Here is a 19,860-nt window from a genome sequence, read left to right on the forward strand (position 1 = left end):
GGCGTGCATGACCCGCTGTCCCTTGATGACGCGTAGAATTGCGGCCTGAATCAATACGTGAGGTTGCAGTGGTGGATTTACAGCAGGGCTTCGTCCTGACCCGGCATTGGCGCGACACCCCGGCCGGTACGGAAGTCGAGTTCTGGCTGGCGACCGACACCGGTCCCCGGCGTATCCGCCTGCCTCATCAACCGTCGGTGGCGTTCATTCCGGCGGTCCAACGCGAGCAAGCGCAACAGGTGTTGCACGGCGAGAAAAACGTCGAGCTCAAACCCTTGGCCCTTGTGGATTTCGAGCACCGCCCGGTGCTCGGCCTGTATTGCCAGCAGCACGGTCAGTTGATGCGCCTGGAAACCGCGCTGCGCAAGGCCGGGGTCGAGATGTTCGAGGGCGACGTTCGCCCACCGGAGCGCTACATGATGGAGCGGTTCATCACGGCGCCGGTGATCTTTGGCGGTACGCCCAATGGCGAGGGGCTGTTGCTAGACGCGCAGATGAAACCCGATCCAACCTACCGGCCCAACCTGCGGCTGGTCTCGCTGGACATCGAAACCACCGCTCAGGGCGAGTTGTACTCCATCGCCCTGGAAGGCTGCGGTGAGCGCCAGGTGTACATGCTCGGGCCACCCAATGGCGACGCTAGCGAGGTGGATTTCCAGCTCGAATACTGCGACTCGCGAACCGTGCTGCTGAAAAAACTCAACGACTGGTTTGCCCGCCACGACCCCGACGCGATCATCGGCTGGAACGTCGTGCAGTTCGACCTGCGCGTACTACATGAACACGCCCGACGCCTGGGCGTACCGCTCAAGCTTGGGCGCGGTGGTGAAGAGATGCAGTGGCGCGAACACGGTAGCCGCACTCATTATTTCGCTGCCGCGGCGGGGCGATTGATCATCGACGGCATTGAATCCTTGCGTTCGGCGACCTGGAATTTTCCCTCGTTCAGTCTGGAAAACGTCGCGCAAACCTTGTTAGGCGAGGGCAAGGCCATCAGCACGCCGTACCAGCGCATGGATGAAATCAACCGCATGTTCGCCGAGGACAAACCGGCACTCGCCACCTACAACCTCAAAGACTGCGAGCTGGTGACACGGATTTTCGCCAAGACCGAACTGCTGAAATTTTTGCTGGAACGCGCCAGCGTCACTGGTTTACCGGCGGATCGCAGCGGTGGGTCGGTGGCGGCGTTCACCCACCTTTACATGCCGCTGATGCACCGCCAGGGCTTTGTGGCGCCGAACCTGGGCGGCAAGTCACCGCAGGCCAGCCCCGGCGGGTTTGTCATGGACTCGCAACCGGGCCTGTACGAGTCGGTACTGGTACTCGACTACAAAAGCCTTTATCCCTCGATCATCCGCACCTTCCTGATCGACCCGGTCGGGCTGATCGAAGGTTTGCAGCATCCCGATGACAGCGACTCTGTACCGGGTTTTCGCGGGGCACGCTTTTCCAGAACCCGGCATTGCCTGCCGGCCATCGTCGCCAGGGTCGCCGAAGGCCGCGAAACCGCCAAGCGCGAACACAACGCGCCGCTGTCACAGGCGCTGAAGATCATCATGAATGCCTTCTACGGCGTACTTGGCTCCAGCGGCTGTCGTTTCTTCGACACACGTTTGGCATCGTCCATCACCTTGCGCGGCCACGAAATCATGCTGCGCACCCGACAGCTGATCGAAGCCCAGGGCCACACGGTGATTTACGGCGATACCGATTCCACGTTCGTCTGGCTGCGCCGTGCCCACGGTCAAGAGGAGGCCGCGCGGATCGGTCATGCATTGGTGGACCACGTCAACCAATGGTGGCGCGAACATGTACGCGAGGAATACGGGCTGGAAAGCGCGTTGGAGTTGCAGTTCGAAACCCACTACAAACGCTTCCTGATGCCGACCATCCGTGGCGCGGAGGAGGGCAGCAAGAAGCGTTACGCCGGCCTGGTCACCCGCGCCGATGGCACTGATGAAATGGTCTACAAAGGCCTGGAAACCGTGCGCACCGACTGGTCACCGCTGGCCCGGCAATTCCAGCAAGAGCTGTACTCGCGGATCTTCCACCGCAAGCCTTATCAGGATTACGTACGCGACTACGTGCAAAAGACCTTGGCGGGCGAGTTCGACGACCGTCTGATCTACCGCAAGCGTCTGCGCCGAACCCTCGACGACTACGAGCGCAACGTACCGCCCCACGTGCGTGCCGCGCGCATCGCCGATGACTTCAACGACCGGCAGGGCCGCCCGCGTCAGTACCAGAACGGCGGCTGGATCAGCTACGTGATCACCGTCGCCGGACCCGAGCCGCTGGAGATTCGTAGCGCCCCCATCGACTACGACCACTATGTCACCCGGCAACTGCAACCGGTGGCGGACGCGATCCTGCCGTTTGTGGACGATGACTTCTCAACCCTGATTGGTGGGCAAATGGGCCTGTTTTAAGTCCAGCAACGACAGCGTCCAGCCATCCGGTATGCCGTGGAAATATTGCTCAAGGGCCTGATGGAAAAGGCTGTTTTCGGGGGAGACCTGGGCAAACAGCGTCATTGACGAGTGAAACTTGAGGTCATCGGGATGGCCGAAAATCTCGGCGATCGAGCGCTGTTTGACGTTCAGGACCAATTGCGTGCACATGCGCAGACGTTGACCCAGCAGCGGATGCTTCATGTACGCCACGGCTTCCTCTTTGGAGCGTATGGCAAAGTGTCGGGACATCTCGCTCTCGCCCAGTCCGGCAAGTTGCGGAAAGATGAACCACATCCAGTGGCGGCGTTTTTTACCGGCAATCAGTTCTTCCTGCACCCATTCAAAGACCGGTTCTTGAGCCTGAACGAAACGTGGCAAGTTAAAAGCATCGAGCTGATCGGTGCTTCTCATGCAGAAACCCTCTGACAATACGGCGATGGCTTAGACCATGGCCAATCGCTGTTTGCGTTGTGGCGCGTGAAACGCGTGGTCCAGCGCCTCCAGATCCCCGGGATCGAGCTGCAGCTGCGGGGATTGTGCATTCAATTGTAGATGTTCAGGTTTGACCGCTTTGGGGATGGCAATCACACCTGTCTGCCGCAGAATCCATGCCAGCGCGACCTGAGCCGGTGTCACCCCGTGACGGGCGGCAATCTTTTCAAGCGCTGGATGGGCGAGCATTTCTCCGCCCTGACCGATTGGACAATACGCCATTAATGGCTGCCGATGCTGTTGACTCCAGGGCAGCAAATCAAATTCGATGCCGCGCTCTTCCAGGTTATACATCACCTGATTGGTGGCGCAGGCCGGTGAGTTCAGTTCGTGCAGGTCGTCCATATCAAAATTGGACACGCCCCAACGGCCAATCTTGCCATCTTCACGCAGGCGCTCGAAGGCTTCAACGGTTTCTTCCAGGGGATACTGACCACGCCAGTGCAGCAGGTACAAATCGATGTAATCGGTCTTCAAACGCCGAAGGCTGCGCTCGCAGGCCTGGGGAATGCCTTGGCAGCTGGCGTTGTGAGGGTAGACCTTGCTGACCAGAAAGACCTTGTCGCGCAGACCGGTAATGGCTTCAGCGACGACTTCCTCGGCGCCGCCTTCTGCGTACATTTCAGCCGTATCGATCAGTGTCATGCCCAACTCGATGCCCAGGCGCAGGGCCGAGACTTCACGCGCGTACGCCGAGGGATCCTCACCCATACGCCAAGTGCCCTGGCCGATGACCGGCACGGAGACACCAGCCAATTCGAGCGTGCGCATGAAAACCTCCTCTACGTGACTCGGTGAATACTAGATTGGCAGCAAAATTACGTCGTTGTTCCTCGGAGCGGCAGATTCCTGATGATAGCAAACAAGACAAAATATCAGCTTTCAGGGCTTGGTCTGCGTGTTCACGGACCACCGGCACCGCACTTTTTTGCCTTTGGTGGCTCTATCCTTGGGCAGCCGGCGGCGATCCCCTCCGTTGGCCCATGCCCAAGTTCAAGAACCCATGGCTCGAGCTTTACCCCGAATCCCCCCACCGATCCACCGCCGTTGCTTGCTCCTGGCTTGTCTGGCGATGCTCTTTGTCACGGGTTGCAGTCAGCAGCAGGGCAGCGACATCGTCAGCCAGTTCCGCGAAGGCCGCCCCCAGGAGTTTCTCCAGACCAGCGTTGACCGCATGGCCACGCTGGCGATGCGTGACAACCTCGACAGCCTCTACTTGCTGATGAGCAAGCTCTACCTGCGCAACCCCGATGAGCTGAAGAAATCCGGCTTCCTCGACGCCCGAACAGCCGGAAAGCAAGTGCGTATGGCCATCGAAGAGCAACAGCCACTGCCCACCCTCGGCGGCAAAAAAGACCTGGCGGCGCTCAGGTATGCCATGAGCCCGGAGTTTCTCGGTGACCGGGTCGGTGCTTTCATTTATGCCATCGGTAGCATGTTGGTGACCGCTCACGGCAATCGTTTGGAGTTCTACATGACGGATGCGATCAACCCGACGTTCGTCAGCAATGCCGCGCGTAACATCGAGATAGCCACATGGATTCTCAGCCAACGACAAAACAAGCAAGGCGAGCCTTTGCTGTTCTCCAATGAGATCTCGGAGGAGGGCAGCAACCTGAGTTTTGCTGTGGAATTCGGCAAAATCGTTGCGCGGCTGGACTTGCTGACGCAGATGCTGGACGAGCGCTACCGACGCATCGGCTTGAACTACGCGCAGAGTCTGCTGTTTTTGAACTTCCTGCCGGTGCAATAAGCCCCAATGCAGACCCTGTAGGAGCCGAGCTTGCTCGCGATAGCGGTATAGCATTCAACCTATGTGTTGGCTCACAGTCCGCCATCGCGAGCAAGCTTGTTGGGGTCCAGTTTTTTTGGACCACTCTGTAGGAGTTTTTAGGCCGCCTGCTGCTCAAAGAGAGCCGGCGGCAGGTTATTCGAAGCGGTGTGGCAACGACGATGGTTGTAATGCGACACAAAATCGATCACATCCTTCTCCGCTTCGAAATGGTTCTGGTAGCCGCTCTCCGGCATCCAGTCATGCTTCAATGTTCTGAAATAACGCTCGACCACCGCATTGTCCCAGCAGTTTCCACGCCGGCTTACGCTATGCACGATCCGGCTTTCTTCCAGGCATGTCGCGAAGCGGTCAGAGGTGTACTGGCAGCCTTGGTCTGAGTGGAACAACAGCTGCGGCATCGGACGACGCAGCGCAACTGCCAGCTTAAGGGCTTTGATGGACAAGTCCGTGTCAGCTGTCCTGGAACAGGCCCATCCCACAATTCTGCGTGAAAAAAGATCCATCACTACCGCCAAATACAACCAGCTATCCCTCACTTTGATGTAGGTGATATCACCCGCCCATAGCGTGTCCGGCTGGACTGGATTAAAACGACGATCAAGTATGTTTGGTGCCGTGACTCCGGGCTTGGTGGCGCGGCGATAGTGGGCATAACGCGGTCGACGTCTGGCGAGTTCCAAAGTATTTATCAAGGAGCGCATTCGGTGACGCCCAATGAAAACACCACCTTTTCTCAGCTCCTTGGACAACCCGCGCGCACCCAGTGCTTCGCGATGCTCCTTATGTACCGCACGAATTTTTAGCTCCAGGTCCTTTTCGATAACACGCGGCAACGCAGGCTTACGCTTCGCGTAAAAGCTACTGCGAGCCAAACCCAGGACCGAGCACATACGTCGAATCGACATTGCTCCTCTAACGCCATCAATCACTTGGTTCGGTTGAACAGAACTTTCAGATGAGAGGGCAATTGCTTTTTTAAGACATGATTCTCGGCCTCAAGCAGGGCCAATTTTGCCTGCAACGACTCGATCATCTGCTGATCTTGGGGCCGGGAGGCCTGCAAAATCCCCGCATGCTCCCGGCGCCAGTGCAAAACCCATCGGCGTAGAGCTGTGGGCCCCACGCCTGTAAGCTCACAGGCTTTAGGAATGGAGCATTTCATCTCCACAACCAAACGAATGGCCTCCGCTTTTTCCTCAGGACTAACAACCCGATATCCCATGATGCTTCCTTAGGTCGATACTCCTACATCATGGTCCAAAAACATTGAGCCACAACAGCTCCGCTCCTACAGGGGAATGGGGGGTGTAGTTACCTCTCGGATATAACGATAGTTCGCATCGATATAAGTGGTTATAAGAAAAATCGCTATGCTGCGGGCCAGATTTCTCCTGCGGTCTTTGTGGACGTATCTATGGATTTAGTGAACATCGGGTTGGTCGTTGCCGGGTTGGTGGTTGGCTTTATTGTTGGCATGACTGGCGTCGGTGGTGGGTCGTTGATGACCCCGATTCTGCTGTGGTTCGGCATCAACCCCGCGACGGCGGTCGGTACCGATCTGCTGTACGCGGCGATCACCAAATCCAGTGGCGTGCTGGCTCACAGGAAAAACAACAACATCGATTGGGCGATTACCGGCTGGCTGACTCTTGGCAGCGTGCCGGCCGTGGCGTTGACGCTGTGGTTCCTGAGCAGTTTGCACACCGCGCCAGAAACGATGAATGCCATCATCAAACAGGCGCTGGGTTTCGTCCTGTTCGCTACGGCGCTGGCGATTCTCTTCAAGAAGCGCCTGCTTGAGTTTGCGCACAATCGTGCCGGTGGTAACTACAACCCCAGCGGCAAGCGCCTCAACGTGATGACAGTCATCACCGGCCTGGTGCTGGGCACCATGGTTGCGCTGACGTCCATCGGTGCTGGCGCCCTTGGCACCGTGGCATTGTTCATCCTGTATCCGCTGCTGCCAACCCGTCGCCTTGTCGGCACGGAAATCGCCCACGCCGTACCGCTGACCCTGGTCGCCGGGCTTGGCCATGCGAGCATGGGCAACATGGACTGGCACGTGCTGGGTTACCTGCTGATCGGTTCGCTACCCGGTATCTGGTTGGGCAGTCATTTGACCGGCAAGATTTCCGATGAAGTTCTGCGTCCTTGCCTGGCGACGATGTTGGTGCTGATTGGTTACAAACTGGCGTTCTGATTCCGACTGATTCGCCAGTGTCACTCGCGGGTGAATATCTCCAGCAGATGCCCGTCCGGGTCATCGAAATACACCCGCCGTCCCCCGGCGTATTCATTGACTTCCTTTGGCCGCTGCTTGCCCGGGTCCGCCCACCACGGTAGGCCGTGTGTTTGCAGGCGCGCGAAGGCTTTGTCGAAGTCGTCGTCACCGATCAAGAACGCATAGTGCTGGGACGCTATCGGCGGCTCGTTGTTATAGAAATCCAGCGACACGCCGTTGTCGAATTTGACGATCAGCATTGGGCCAAAAGGCTCGGGGGCGGGCAGACCGAGGAGCTCGGCGAGGAAATTCGCCGATAGCTGCTTGTTGCGACACCAGACGATGGTGTGGTTCAGCTGAGCGCTCATGGAGATGTCCTCACGGCGATTCAGGTGGATCGACAGGAGCTTTGAGATTAGCCCAGCCTGTTGCGCAATGACCGCCCTGACCTAAGCTTGGGTCAAGGCGAAACACATTCGCGGTGCGTCACCCGGAACGAACGCCGCGATGCGCAATCATTAGAGCGTGGTTATCAAAAGGAGATGCGCATGCTCATCAGGTTTTTGACCCTGACAACCTTGCTGGCTTTCGCCAGTCCCTTGCTCGCAGCCGAAAGCGATTCACCGTTGGACATGGATAAAGGCAGGTTCCGGCCACTGATTGTCATTGCGCCCAGCACCGTTGACCCGGTCTGGACGGGCCTGAAAAAGTCGCTGAACGATCCGGCCAACAAGGAGGGTATCGCCCAGCGCAATATCAGGGTGTACAGCGTGCTGAACATGTTCGGGCAACTCGACGGCAAGGATCTCGGTCAGCAGGACACTATGGCACTGATACGCGCCCTGAAACTCGGAGTGGGGGGGTTGCCCAAAGTGATCCTGATCGGCAAGGACGGCGAGAAGAAGCTTGAGAGCTCGGGGGATGAATCAAAGTCGGTCGATTTGAAGAAGATTTTCGACACAATTGACGCCCTGCCAGCGGCAGAGAAAGAAGCCCCCGCGCCCACGGTAGCGGCCCCCGTTGTAGCCGATCCGGTCAAAGATGCCCAAGGCACCAAGGCTGCCAAGCATGGCAAATCGGGCAAACCCGCCAAGGTTCCTGAAATGCCGGATGACTGACACTCCACAGAACCCCTGTGGTTATCAGTTATAGCGATACCCGACTGTCACGATCACCCATTTTTTTTGCCGGTGAAGTATCCGCCTTCATTGGCTTCGGAAATTTCCTTCAAGTCGTGTAGCACTTGATGAACTGGTGCCGTACAGCGCGCACCGCTAGCCTTCATGGAAGTCCGCGACATTGAGGGACCCAAGGACGAAAACACCCGTAGAAAAAAGGAGCCTCGCCTGTGAAAAAGTTAAGCAAGCCTCAACAACCGCAAACCCCAACCGATGCCGATCATCCCGCTCCCGCGAAGGTGTGCGAGACCGCAAAAGTGGCGGTCACGCAGCGCCCCAGGCGTGTTTCCTCGCCCCAGCAGATATTCGCCATTGCCCCCGGCGTCGACACACTGACCCTGCTAAAACAAGCCTGCGAAACCCTCGCGTCACTGAATGCCCTGCTCGAGAATTTTGCCGCAAAACTGGAAGGGCCGAACCGCGGTGAAGTGTTTTCGATTCAGCAGTTGGCGATGGTCGCCGAGTTGTTGGTGACTCAGGTGCGGGACAATCTTGGTTCGCGTGACGATGCGTCTGCCGGTCAGCCAGTGACTCGGCATTAAGCAGGTATCCAACGAAAATGGACGACCGCAAAGGGTCACCCATTTTTTGCCTTTTGCAGCTGCTACAGGGGCCGGGGTTGCTTGAGGAGTTTTTGAAACTCTTCCACCGGCAACGGCCGGCTGTGTAAATACCCCTGATAAAAATCGCAACCCAGCCCCTGCAAAAACTCCAGTTGCTCGGGCGTTTCTACCCCTTCGGCAATCACTTTCAGCTCCAGGCTGCGAGCCATTGCGACAATGGCTCGGATGATCTCGGCGTCGTTCGGATCGGTAGTAGCGTCGCGAATGAATGACTGATCGATTTTCAGAGTGTCGACCGGCAAGCGCTTGAGGTAGGTCAGTGAGGAGTAGCCGGTGCCGAAGTCGTCCATCGCGAAACTCACGCCGAGTTTTTTCAGGCGGCGCATTTTGTTGATGGTGTCTTCCAGGTTCTGGATGACGATGCCTTCAGTGATTTCAAGTTTCAGCAGCGAGCAGGGCAGGCCGTGGCTGGTGAGGCAGTGTTCGATGCGCTCGACGAAATCGGTTTGACGAAATTGTCTCGGACTGATGTTCACGCACAGGCTGAAGCTCAGCGGGTTGACCAGGCCTTTGGTGACCAGCTGTTTGAAGGCCCCGCAGGCTTCGTCAATGATCCAGGTGCCAACATCAAGAATCAGGCCGCTGTCTTCCAGCACCTTGATGAACTCGGTCGGGGATTGCGCACCGAGTTCCGGGTGGTTCCAGCGCACCAGCGCTTCGGCGCCGACAATGCGATTGCCCCGGGCGTCGACCTGCGGTTGGTAATGCACATGAAATTCGCCCCGGGAAAGGGCCAGGCGCAGGTCGGTTTCCATGCGCAGGCGTTCGCTGGCGGCCTTCTGCATGGCGTTGTGATACATCTGCGAGGTGTTGCGCCCCGAGTCCTTGGCGCGGTAAAGCGCGATGTCGGCGCGTTTGAGCAGGTCGGTCGGGGTCGAGCCGTGGTCCGGAATCAGCGCGATGCCTATGCTTGGCGTCACTTGCAGGCGCTGGCCATCGAGGAACATCGGTTCCGACAGCAGTTCTCGTAACGTGTTGGCCTGTTCCTGAACCTCAGCGCTGACTTCATTGCGCGAACCTTCCAGACCGCTGAGCAACACCACAAATTCGTCACCGCCCAGCCGCGCCACGGTGTCTTCCATCCGCACGCTGGCTTCCAGTCGCGCGGTGATGATTTTCAGCACCGTATCGCCGACCGGGTGACCGAGGGAGTCGTTGATGTGCTTGAAGTGATCGAGGTCAAGGAACAGCAACGCACCACGCAGGTTATGGCGCTTGAGCAAGGCGATTTGCTGGCTCAGGCGGTCCATCAGCAAGGCGCGGTTGGGCAGGTTGGTCAGGGGGTCGTGGTAGGCCAGGTGACGGATTTGCGCTTCGGCGTTTTTCAGCAGGCTGACGTCGCGAGCCGTCAGCAACAGGCAGGCGGTTTCGTTGAGGGTGATCGGCTCGACCGAGACTTCGACGGTCAACAACTCCCCGCCTTTATTGCGTCCGAGCATTTCCCGGTGATGCACACGGCCCTTGATCTGCAGCTCGGTCAGCAACGCCGAACGTTGTTTCTCTTCGGCCCAAATGCCCACTTCATACACCGTACGACCGATCACCTCTTGCGCGCGGTAGCCGGTCAGGCGGCAGAAACCGTCGTTGACCTCCAGATAACGCCCGGTATCGCGCTCGGTAATGGTGATGGCGTCGGGGCTTGAGTGGAACGCCTTGGCGAACTTCTCTTCACTGGCCTTGAGCGCCGCTTCGGAGCGTTGCTGGTGGGAGATATCGCGCAAGGTGGTGACGATGCAGGGTTGGTTGCCAACGCTGATCTGGCGGCTGGAAATCACGCAGGTCAGGGATTGCCCGTCCTTGTGCTGGGCGACGATGTCTACATTGTCCAGCCCTTGTTCACGGATGATCTGTTCGATCCGTTGAGGGCTGTTCGCCGCCGCGTCCCACAGGCCAATCTCGTCGGCGCTGTGGCCAATCACTTCGGCGGCGCTCCAGCCAAAGGTCTGGGTGAAACTGGAGTTGATCTCGATGAATTGGCCGGTGTCCTGGTCTGTCACGCAAATCGGGTCCGGGCTGACCTGGAACAGTGTGGCGAATTTCTCTTCGGAGGCCACCAGTCGCTGTTCGCGCTCTACCTGATCGGTGATGTCCAGCAGGGTGCCGGCCATGCGCAGCGGCAAGCCGTTTTCATCGCGGTAGAGGCGGGCGCGGCTTTCCAGGTAGCGCGAACTGCCGTCCGGCAGTTGTACACGGTAGGTCAGTTGATAATTGCCGGCCGGGCCTTCGCGCAGGCTGCGATAGGCGTTGCGCATGGTGTCGCGATCTTCGCCAGGCACGCCTTCGAAAAAATCGTCGAAGGATTCATGGAAGGGTTTGGCCTCCAGCCCGTGCAACTGCGCGGCCCGCGCCGAGCCGTAGAGCATGCCGCTGGGAATGTGCCAGTCCCAAGTGCCGAGTTGCGCCGAATCCAGGGCGAGGTCGAGACGCTCCTGGCTATCCTTGAGCGCTTGTTCGGCGATTTTGCGTTCAGTGGTGTCGAGGAAGGTGCTCAGCAAGTACGGCTGGCCCTCGAGTTCAACCTTTTGTGCACTGAGGATGCCATTGTGGATCTGCCCGTTGCTGGCACGAAGTTGTACCTCCATGCTGATCAGCTCGCCTTTGGCCATGCTGGCCGAAACCAGTTCGGCGCGTTGCTCCGGGTGAACCCAAAGGCCCAGTTCCAGCGTGGTGCGGCCGATCGCGCTTTGCACCGGCCAGCCGAACAGGCTTTCAAAGTACTGGTTGGCTTCGGTGATCAGGCCGTCTTCCTGGCGGGTCAGCAACACCATGTTCGGGCACAGGTGAAACAGCGTGGCGAAGCGTTTTTCCGAGCTGATCAGGGCTTGTTCGCGCAGACGCTGATGAGTGATTTCGCGGATGACACCAATCATGCGTGGCCGACCGTTCATGTCCGGCAGCAGGCTGCCGCTGATTTCCAGCCAGTGCAGGCTGCCATCGGGCCAGCGGATGCGGTGGCGCATCGCTTGTGCAAGGGGGGCGCCGGCAATCACGGCATCGAACGCCCGGACGGTTTTCGCGCGATCTTCCGGCGGCACCAAATCGAGGTATTGCAGGTCTGCGGGCAATGGCACATGCGGATCGAAACCAAACAGCGCCTGAGTCCCCCGCGACCAGCTGATCTGCCCCCGCTCGATGTCCCAACACCAGGCACCCAGCCGAGCGCCGTTCAACGCGGCGAGCAATTGTGGCGCGCTTTGCCAGCTCAGCTCGGACCGTTTAGGGTCAAGTGCCTGAATGCGCGGCATTGAGGGGATTCGGTCAACAGATTTCGGCATTGGCAACAGGCCTTGGGCGGAAATGGGCGTTAAGCGTAGAGTTTTTCGGCTCTATAGGCGTAGTACACGTTAGCCCTGAGTCCCTGGCAGATCGATTTGTGCATCCAGCAAAGCCATAAATGCCCTTGCTGCATTCGATAGCGTCCTTTCGGTGTGTAGGATATAGCCTAGCTTGCGAGTCAGTTGTATGCCGGGTAAGGGTATTCGCGCAACCTGTTCATCCAGCATCGTGCGCGGCAATACGCTCCAGGCCAAGCCGATTGAGACCATCATCTTGATCGTTTCCAGATAATTGGTGCTCATGGCGATGTTCGGTGTCAGGCCTTGCGCCTCAAACAGCCGCTGAACGATGTGATGAGTAAAGGTGTTGCCGCCGGGGAAGACCGCCGGGTGCAGGGCGATATCTGCCAGACTCACCGGGCCGTTGCTGATCAGCGAATGCTCCGGGGCAACCACGAAATCCAGCGGGTCGTCCCACACCGGCGTCGCCTTGACCAGCGTGTGCGGCTCCGGCGCCAACGTAATCACTGCCAGTTCCGCGCGGCCATGGAGGATTTCTTCGTAGGCCACTTCCGAATCGAGGAACTGAATATCCAGCGCCACTTGAGGGTAACGCCGGGTGAACTCCCTTAATAAGGGGGGCAAACGGTGCAGGCCGATATGGTGACTGGTAGCCAAGGTCAGACGGCCGGACACTTCGCCGGTCAGATTGGTCAGGGCGCGCCGGGTGTCGTCCAGCACATTCAGTATCTGATAAGCCCGTGGCAGCAGGGCGCGGCCGGCCTCGGTCAGGCCGACTTCACGGCCCAGGCGATCAAACAGCCGAACCTTCAATTGCTGCTCCAGCCCGGCGATGCGCTTGCTGATCGCCGGTTGGGTCAGGTGCAGCCGTTCACCTGCACCGGAGAAGCTCCCGGTCTCGGCAATCGCGATAAAGGCATTGAGGTTGGCCAGATCCATTGTTGTATTCCAGTTGGTTATCCAAAGCATAAAAAATATGAATTTGAGTTATTTAATGTAACCCCCTAGGATCGACCTCACAAGCCAAAGGGTTATTGAAGCGTTCAAGGCCCGGGGCATAGAAACAAGCTGATGAGGAAACCGTCTGATGGCCGGCAAAACGCTCTACGACAAGCTCTGGGATTCGCATTTGGTCAAACAGCGCGACGATGGCTCGGCGCTGATTTATATCGATCGTCACATCATCCACGAAGTGACCTCGCCGCAAGCCTTTGAAGGCCTGCGTCTGGCCGGGCGCAAGCCTTGGCGCATCGATGCCAACATCGCGACCCCGGACCACAACGTACCGACCACACCAGAGCGCAAGGGCGGCATCGAAGCCATTGTCGACGAGGTCTCGCGTTTGCAGGTTCAGACCCTCGACGACAACTGTGATGAATACGGCATCGTCGAATTCAAGATGAACGACATTCGCCAAGGCATCGTCCACGTCATCGGCCCGGAGCAGGGCGCGACCTTGCCGGGCATGACCGTGGTCTGCGGCGACTCCCACACCTCGACTCACGGTGCGTTCGGTGCCCTGGCTCACGGTATCGGCACCTCCGAGGTCGAGCACGTGCTCGCCACTCAGTGCCTGGTCGCCAAGAAAATGAAGAATATGCTGGTGTCGGTCGAAGGCCAATTGCCGTTCGGCGTGACGGCCAAGGACATTGTCCTTGCCGTGATCGGCAAAATCGGCACCGCTGGCGGTAACGGCCATGCCATCGAATTCGCCGGTAGCGCGATTCGTGACTTGTCCGTTGAAGGCCGCATGACCATTTGCAACATGTCCATCGAGGCCGGCGCTCGCGTTGGTCTGGTAGCAGCGGACGAAAAAACCGTGGCCTACGTGAAGGGCCGTCCATTCGCCCCGAAAGGCGCGGAATGGGACTTGGCCGTCGAAGCCTGGAAAGACCTGGTGTCGGATAAAGACGCCACCTTCGACACCATCGTTGAGCTCGACGCCACCCAGATCAAGCCGCAAGTCAGCTGGGGCACCTCGCCTGAGATGGTGTTGGCTGTCGATCAGAACGTTCCGGACCCAGCGAAGGAAATGGACCTGGTCAAACGCGATTCGATCGTTCGCGCCTTGAAGTACATGGGGTTGACCGCCAATCAGGCGATCACCGACATTCAGCTGGATCGCGTGTTCATCGGCTCCTGCACCAACTCGCGGATCGAAGACTTGCGCGCAGCCGCCGTGATCGCCAAGGGCCGCAAAGTAGCGTCGACCATCAAGCAGGCCATCGTGGTGCCGGGCTCGGGTCTGGTGAAGGCGCAGGCCGAAGCGGAAGGTCTGGACAAGATTTTCCTCGAAGCCGGTTTTGAATGGCGTGAGCCTGGGTGCTCGATGTGTCTGGCGATGAACCCGGACCGTTTGGAGTCGGGCGAGCATTGCGCTTCGACCTCCAACCGCAACTTCGAAGGCCGTCAGGGCGCCGGTGGTCGTACTCACCTTGTCAGCCCGGCGATGGCCGCCGCCGCCGCTGTAAACGGTCGTTTCATCGACGTCCGTGAATTGATCTAAAGGAGCGCAGCATGAAAGCTTTTACCCAGCACACTGGTCTTGTCGCGCCTTTGGATCGTGCCAACGTCGATACCGATCAGATCATTCCGAAGCAGTTTTTAAAGTCGATCAAGCGCACGGGTTTTGGCCCGAACCTGTTCGATGAATGGCGTTATCTGGATGTGGGGCAACCGTATCAGGACAACTCCAAGCGTCCGCTGAACAAGGACTTCGTCCTCAATGCCGAACGTTATCAAGGCGCCAGCGTTTTGCTGGCACGTGAAAACTTCGGTTGCGGCTCCAGCCGTGAACACGCGCCGTGGGCGCTGGAAGAGTACGGTTTCCGCAGCATCATCGCGCCGAGCTACGCCGACATCTTCTTCAACAACAGCTTCAAGAACGGCTTGCTGCCGATCATCTTGAGCGACGCTGAAGTGGATGAGTTGTTCCAGCAGGTTGAAGCGAATCCTGGCTACCAGTTGCAGGTTGATCTGCAAGCCCAGACCGTGACGCGCCCGGATGGCAAGGTGCTGAACTTTGAGATTGATGCGTTTCGCAAGCATTGTCTGTTGAACGGTCTGGACGATATCGGCCTGACGTTGCAGGACCATGAGGCGATTGCGACGTTTGAGGCCAAGCATCGTGCGAGCCAGCCGTGGTTGTTTCGCGACGCTTGATTTTGCGTAAGGCGTGATACCGCCATCGCGGGCAAGCCAGCTCCTACAAGGACAGCGCAATTGCTGTAGGAGCTGGCTTGCCAGCGAAGAGGCCCGAGTAGACACCACAAGACTCATCCCAAAAAGGAAGTCCGCATGACCAGCACCGCCCCGCACAGCCAGGTAGTCCAAAAGCAATTCGGTGAACAGGCCTCGGCCTATCTGAGCAGCGCCGTTCACGCTCAAGGCACCGAATTTTCGCTGCTACAGGCCGAACTGGCCGGGCAGGGCGATGCTCGAGTATTGGACTTGGGCTGCGGCGCCGGCCATGTGAGTTTTCATGTGGCCTCGCTGGTCAAGGACGTGGTGGCCTACGACCTGTCCCGGCAAATGCTCGATGTGGTCGCCGGTGCTGCCGTTGATCGTGGCTTGAGCAACGTATCGACGGTCCTCGGTGCCGCCGAGCGCCTGCCGTTCGCCGATGGCGAGTTCGACTTCGTGTTCAGCCGATATTCGGCGCACCATTGGAGCGATCTCGGCCAGGCGCTGCGGGAAGTTCGTCGGGTGCTGAAACCGGGTGGCGTGGCGGCGTTCATCGACGTGTTGTCACCGGGCAGTCCGTTGTTCGACACTTACCTGCAAAGCGTCGAAGTGCTGCGCGACACCAGTCACGTGCGCGATTATTCCGCCGGCGAGTGGTTGCGTCAGGTCAGTGAAGCGGGGTTGCATACCCGCAGCACCACGCGTCAACGGCTGCGTCTGGAATACACCTCGTGGGTTGAGCGCATGCGCACACCTGAAGTGATGCGCGCTGCCATCCGCGAGTTGCAGCAGTCGATGGGTAATGAAGTACGCGAATATTTCGAGATTGAGGCCGATGGTTCGTTCAGTACAGATGTGCTGGTACTGATTGCAGAACGATAAGCTCCGGGCGATAGAATTTTTCCGGGTGCGCCCCTGGGCGCACCGACTGATGACATGAGGAAAGCATGAGCAAGCAGATTCTGATTCTCCCAGGTGACGGTATTGGCCCGGAAATCATGGCCGAAGCGGTCAAGGTGCTGGAATTGGCCAGCGACAAGTACAGCTTGGGCTTCGAGCTGAGCCACGACGTGATCGGCGGCGCGGCCATCGACAAGCACGGCGTGCCATTGGCCGACGAAACCCTGGAGCGTGCCCGCGCAGCCGACGCTGTGTTGCTGGGTGCCGTGGGCGGCCCGAAATGGGACACCATTGAGCGTGACATCCGCCCTGAGCGCGGTCTGCTGAAAATCCGTGCGCAACTGGGCCTGTTCGGCAACCTGCGTCCGGCGATCCTGTACCCGCAACTGGCTGAGGCTTCGAGCCTGAAGCCGGAAATCGTGGCCGGCCTGGACATCCTGATCGTTCGCGAACTGACCGGCGGTATCTATTTCGGCGCGCCGCGCGGCACCCGTACCCTGGAAAACGGCGAGCGTCAGTCCTACGACACCCTGCCGTACAGCGAAAGCGAAATCCGCCGCATCGCCCGCGTCGGTTTCGACATGGCCATGGTCCGCGGCAAGAAACTGTGCTCGGTGGACAAGGCCAACGTGCTGGCGTCCAGCCAGCTGTGGCGTGAAATCGTCGAGGAAGTGGCCAAGGATTACCCGCAAGTCGAACTGAGCCACATGTATGTCGACAACGCCGCCATGCAACTGGTGCGTGCGCCGAAGCAGTTCGACGTGATCGTCACCGACAACATGTTCGGCGACATCCTGTCCGACCAGGCCTCGATGCTCACCGGTTCCATCGGCATGCTGCCGTCGGCGTCCCTGGACACCAACAACAAGGGCATGTACGAGCCGTGCCACGGTTCGGCGCCGGACATCGCCGGCAAGGGTATCGCCAACCCGTTGGCGACCATTTTGTCGGTGTCGATGATGCTGCGTTACAGCTTCAACCAGCAGGCTGCGGCCGATGCCATCGAGAAAGCCGTGAGCCTGGTGCTGGACCAAGGCCTGCGCACGGGCGACATTTGGTCGGCCGGTTGCACTAAAGTCGGTACGCAAGAAATGGGCGACGCAGTAGTCGCCGCGCTGCGGAATCTGTAATCTCTTGGGCCCGCTGCCACTTTCAACTTCGAAAGCAGCGGCCCACTTTTTAAGAAGGTGTAGTTGCGATGAAACGTGTAGGTCTGATCGGTTGGCGCGGTATGGTCGGTTCCGTGCTCATGCAGCGGATGCTGGAAGAGCAGGATTTCGATCTTATTGAGCCGGTGTTTTTCACCACTTCCAATGTCGGTGGCCAAGGCCCGTCCGTGGGCAAGGACATTGCTCCGCTCAAGGACGCTTACAGCATTGAAGAGCTGAAAACCCTCGACGTGATTCTGACCTGCCAGGGTGGCGACTACACCAGCGAAGTATTCCCCAAGCTGCGCGAAGCCGGCTGGCAGGGTTACTGGATCGACGCCGCTTCCAGCCTGCGCATGCAGGATGACGCGGTCATCGTCCTGGACCCGGTCAACCGCAAGGTCATCGACCAGCAACTGGATGCGGGCACCAAGAACTACATCGGTGGCAACTGCACCGTCAGCCTGATGCTGATGGGCCTGGGCGGTTTGTTTGAAGCCGGTCTGGTCGAGTGGATGAGCGCCATGACCTATCAGGCGGCCTCCGGTGCCGGCGCGCAGAACATGCGTGAGCTGATCAAGCAAATGGGCGCGACCCACGCTGCTGTCGCGGATCAACTGGCTGACCCGGCCAGCGCCATCCTCGACATTGACCGTCGTGTGGCCGAAGCCATGCGCAGCGAAGCGTACCCGACCGAAAACTTCGGCGTACCGCTGGCCGGCAGCCTGATCCCGTGGATCGACAAGGAACTGCCGAACGGTCAAAGCCGCGAAGAGTGGAAGGCCCAGGCCGAGACCAACAAGATCCTCGGTCGCTTCAAGAGCCCGATCCCGGTTGACGGCATCTGCGTGCGCATCGGCGCCATGCGCTGCCACAGCCAGGCACTGACCATCAAACTGAACAAAGACGTGCCGATCGCCGACATCGAAGGGCTGATCAGCCAGCACAACCCTTGGGTGAAACTGGTGCCGAACAACCGCGACATCAGCATGCAGGAGCTGAGCCCGACCAAGGTCACCGGCACCCTGAACGTGCCGGTTGGCCGTCTGCGCAAACTGAACATGGGTTCGCAATTCGTCGGTGCCTTCACCGTCGGCGACCAACTGCTGTGGGGCGCGGCCGAGCCGCTGCGTCGCATGCTGCGGATCCTGCTTGAGCGTTGATCGATTGAAGCAATAAAAGAACCCGTGCCTTGAAAGAGGTGCGGGTTTTTTGGTTGTTGGGTGTCTGTTAAGCCGCCATCGCGAGCAAGCTCGGCTCCTACAAGAGCGACACCGATCCTGTAGGAGCCGAGCTTGCTCGCGATGAGGACGGTACAGACACCACAAATCCCCGTCAGAAATTGCCTGTACGCCACCCAGCCGGTAAAGTGCCGCTCCCCCCGTTTCGCCAGAGGTAGAACCATGAGCCAGTCCTTTGATATCGCCGTGATCGGCGCCACCGGTACTGTCGGCGAAACGCTCGTGCAGATTCTTGAAGAGCGCAACTTTCCGGTCGGCAACCTGCATTTGTTGGCGAGCAGCGAATCGGCCGGGCATTCGGTGCCGTTTCGCGGCAAGAATGTGCGGGTGCGGGAAGTCGATGAGTTCGATTTCAGCAAAGTCCAGTTGGTGTTTTTCGCGGCTGGCCCTGCGGTGACTCTCAGTTTCGCGTCGCGTGCTACTGCCGCCGGTTGCTCGTTGATCGACCTGTCTGGCGCTTTGCCGGCCGATCAGGCGCCGCAAGTGGTGCCGGAAGCCAATGCCGAGGTGTTGGCTGGCTTGAAAAAGCCATTCCAGGTCAGCAGCCCCAGCCCGTCGGCCACCACGCTGGCCGTGGTGCTGGCGCCGTTGCTCGGGGTGATCGATCTGCAGTGGGTCAATGTGACCGCCAGCCTGGCGGTCTCCGCCCAAGGTCGCGAAGCGGTAACGGAGCTGGCCCGGCAAACCGCCGAGTTGCTCAACGTGCGTCCGCTGGAGCCGACGTTCTTCGATCGGCAAATGGCCTTCAACCTGCTGGCTCAGGTCGGCAAGCCGGATGAGCAAGGCCATACGCTGCTGGAAAAACGCCTGGTGCGTGAGTTGCGGCAGGTGTTGGCGCTGCCGTCATTAAAGATTTCCGTCACTTGCATTCAAGCCCCGGTGTTTTTTGGCGATAGCTTTAGTGTGACCTTGCAGTCAGCGAGTGCTGTCGACCTGGCGAAAGTCAACGCGGCGCTGGAGGATGCGTCCGGTATCGAGCTGGTCGAGGCCGGCGACTACCCGACCGCAGTGGGCGATGCGGTGGGGCAGGACGTGGTGTACGTCGGTCGGGTTCGCAGCGGTATCGACGACCTGTCGGAACTTAATGTGTGGCTGACGTCAGATAACGTACGCAAAGGTGCCGCGCTGAATGCTGTGCAGGTGGCTGAATTGTTGATAAAAGACCTGCTGTAAAAGATACTTGGCAACAATTTGCAGAATGATTCTAGCCGGGCGCTATGCTTGGCCGCGGTGCTAAAGGAAAGCCACCTTGCGGGGCTTTGCGGAGCATGCAAGAAATGATCGCGCGCGATGACACGTCGACGCCGCGCGCAATGCCTGACGGCAG

The 19,860-nt window shown here is 59.0% G+C and carries 18 protein-coding genes; 11 read left to right on the forward strand and 7 right to left on the reverse strand.

The genetic code is table 11. The features are described 5' to 3' along the window. Window positions 1-71 precede the first annotated feature (71 nt). Window positions 72-2,432, forward strand: a complete 2,361-nt coding sequence (locus ACWGZX_RS24365) for a DNA polymerase II (protein ID WP_452625778.1) — start codon at window positions 72-74, stop codon at window positions 2,430-2,432. On the opposite strand, the gene ACWGZX_RS24370 is transcribed toward ACWGZX_RS24365, so the two are convergent. Together ACWGZX_RS24370 and ACWGZX_RS24375 are read right to left on the reverse strand one after the other, a co-directional pair. After that, the gene (locus ACWGZX_RS24370; protein WP_452625779.1) at window positions 2,397-2,867 is read right to left on the reverse strand and encodes a DUF1810 domain-containing protein; all 471 of its coding nucleotides are present in this window, start codon (window positions 2,865-2,867) and stop codon (window positions 2,397-2,399) included. The genes ACWGZX_RS24365 and ACWGZX_RS24370 overlap by 36 nt on opposite strands. Before the next feature lie 30 nt (window positions 2,868-2,897). Next, entirely contained in the window at window positions 2,898-3,719 is an 822-nt protein-coding gene (locus ACWGZX_RS24375; protein WP_452625780.1) for an aldo/keto reductase, read from the reverse strand. A 232-nt stretch (window positions 3,720-3,951) separates the two neighbouring features. Between ACWGZX_RS24375 and ACWGZX_RS24380 the strand changes: the two genes are divergently transcribed. Then, the gene (locus ACWGZX_RS24380; RefSeq protein ID WP_452625781.1) at window positions 3,952-4,701 is read left to right on the forward strand and encodes a hypothetical protein; all 750 of its coding nucleotides are present in this window, start codon (window positions 3,952-3,954) and stop codon (window positions 4,699-4,701) included. Between the two features lie 137 nt (window positions 4,702-4,838). On the opposite strand, the gene ACWGZX_RS24385 is transcribed toward ACWGZX_RS24380, so the two are convergent. Together ACWGZX_RS24385 and ACWGZX_RS24390 are read right to left on the reverse strand one after the other, a co-directional pair. Then, complete coding sequence (locus tag ACWGZX_RS24385) at window positions 4,839-5,672, reverse strand: IS3 family transposase (RefSeq protein ID WP_452624859.1); 834 nt, start codon at window positions 5,670-5,672, stop codon at window positions 4,839-4,841. Beyond that, window positions 5,669-5,965 carry a transposase gene (locus ACWGZX_RS24390; RefSeq protein WP_452625782.1) on the reverse strand — a complete coding sequence of 99 codons (297 nt, stop codon included), beginning with the start codon at window positions 5,963-5,965 and terminating at the stop codon, window positions 5,669-5,671. Before ACWGZX_RS24390 ends, ACWGZX_RS24385 begins: the two co-directional genes overlap by 4 nt. Before the next feature lie 192 nt (window positions 5,966-6,157). On the opposite strand from ACWGZX_RS24390, the gene ACWGZX_RS24395 reads away from it, so the two are divergent. Then, window positions 6,158-6,943 (forward strand): sulfite exporter TauE/SafE family protein, encoded by a 786-nt coding sequence (locus ACWGZX_RS24395; RefSeq protein WP_452625783.1) that lies wholly within the window; start codon window positions 6,158-6,160, stop codon window positions 6,941-6,943. Between the two features lie 20 nt (window positions 6,944-6,963). Here the strand turns inward: ACWGZX_RS24395 and ACWGZX_RS24400 are convergent, their stop codons facing one another. Beyond that, window positions 6,964-7,332 (reverse strand): VOC family protein, encoded by a 369-nt coding sequence (locus ACWGZX_RS24400; RefSeq protein ID WP_452625784.1) that lies wholly within the window; start codon window positions 7,330-7,332, stop codon window positions 6,964-6,966. Window positions 7,333-7,512: 180 nt separating this feature from the next. Here ACWGZX_RS24400 and ACWGZX_RS24405 point away from each other — a divergent pair, with 180 nt between their 5' ends. Beyond that, complete coding sequence (locus ACWGZX_RS24405; RefSeq protein WP_452625785.1) at window positions 7,513-8,082, forward strand: DUF4174 domain-containing protein; 570 nt, start codon at window positions 7,513-7,515, stop codon at window positions 8,080-8,082. Between the two features lie 230 nt (window positions 8,083-8,312). Beyond that, window positions 8,313-8,684, forward strand: a complete 372-nt coding sequence (locus ACWGZX_RS24410) for a DUF6124 family protein (RefSeq protein ID WP_452625786.1) — start codon at window positions 8,313-8,315, stop codon at window positions 8,682-8,684. A 62-nt stretch (window positions 8,685-8,746) separates the two neighbouring features. Here the strand turns inward: ACWGZX_RS24410 and ACWGZX_RS24415 are convergent, their stop codons facing one another. Together ACWGZX_RS24415 and ACWGZX_RS24420 are read right to left on the reverse strand one after the other, a co-directional pair. After that, window positions 8,747-12,040, reverse strand: coding sequence for a sensor domain-containing protein (locus ACWGZX_RS24415; RefSeq protein ID WP_452625787.1), 3,294 nt, complete (start codon window positions 12,038-12,040; stop codon window positions 8,747-8,749). Between the two features lie 69 nt (window positions 12,041-12,109). Beyond that, window positions 12,110-13,000 (reverse strand): LysR family transcriptional regulator, encoded by an 891-nt coding sequence (locus tag ACWGZX_RS24420; RefSeq protein WP_223511450.1) that lies wholly within the window; start codon window positions 12,998-13,000, stop codon window positions 12,110-12,112. Between the two features lie 148 nt (window positions 13,001-13,148). Between ACWGZX_RS24420 and leuC the strand changes: the two genes are divergently transcribed. From leuC to ACWGZX_RS24450, 6 genes are all read left to right on the forward strand, one after another. Then, window positions 13,149-14,567: a 3-isopropylmalate dehydratase large subunit gene (leuC, locus tag ACWGZX_RS24425; RefSeq protein WP_223511451.1), complete on the forward strand. Its 1,419-nt coding sequence runs from the start codon at window positions 13,149-13,151 to the stop codon at window positions 14,565-14,567. A gap of 11 nt (window positions 14,568-14,578) precedes the next feature. Next, window positions 14,579-15,223: a 3-isopropylmalate dehydratase small subunit gene (gene leuD / locus ACWGZX_RS24430; protein ID WP_007944116.1), complete on the forward strand. Its 645-nt coding sequence runs from the start codon at window positions 14,579-14,581 to the stop codon at window positions 15,221-15,223. A 135-nt stretch (window positions 15,224-15,358) separates the two neighbouring features. Then, the gene (locus tag ACWGZX_RS24435) at window positions 15,359-16,126 is read left to right on the forward strand and encodes a class I SAM-dependent methyltransferase (protein WP_452625788.1); all 768 of its coding nucleotides are present in this window, start codon (window positions 15,359-15,361) and stop codon (window positions 16,124-16,126) included. Window positions 16,127-16,191: 65 nt separating this feature from the next. Continuing rightward, complete coding sequence (leuB, locus tag ACWGZX_RS24440) at window positions 16,192-17,274, forward strand: 3-isopropylmalate dehydrogenase (RefSeq protein ID WP_123434394.1); 1,083 nt, start codon at window positions 16,192-16,194, stop codon at window positions 17,272-17,274. A 68-nt stretch (window positions 17,275-17,342) separates the two neighbouring features. After that, window positions 17,343-18,455 carry an aspartate-semialdehyde dehydrogenase gene (gene asd / locus ACWGZX_RS24445; RefSeq protein WP_007944112.1) on the forward strand — a complete coding sequence of 371 codons (1,113 nt, stop codon included), beginning with the start codon at window positions 17,343-17,345 and terminating at the stop codon, window positions 18,453-18,455. A gap of 240 nt (window positions 18,456-18,695) precedes the next feature. Further along, window positions 18,696-19,706 carry an aspartate-semialdehyde dehydrogenase gene (locus tag ACWGZX_RS24450; protein ID WP_452625789.1) on the forward strand — a complete coding sequence of 337 codons (1,011 nt, stop codon included), beginning with the start codon at window positions 18,696-18,698 and terminating at the stop codon, window positions 19,704-19,706. The last annotated feature ends 154 nt before the right edge of the window (window positions 19,707-19,860 follow it).

The sequence above is a fragment of the Pseudomonas sp. CLCA07 genome, assembly GCF_053615335.1.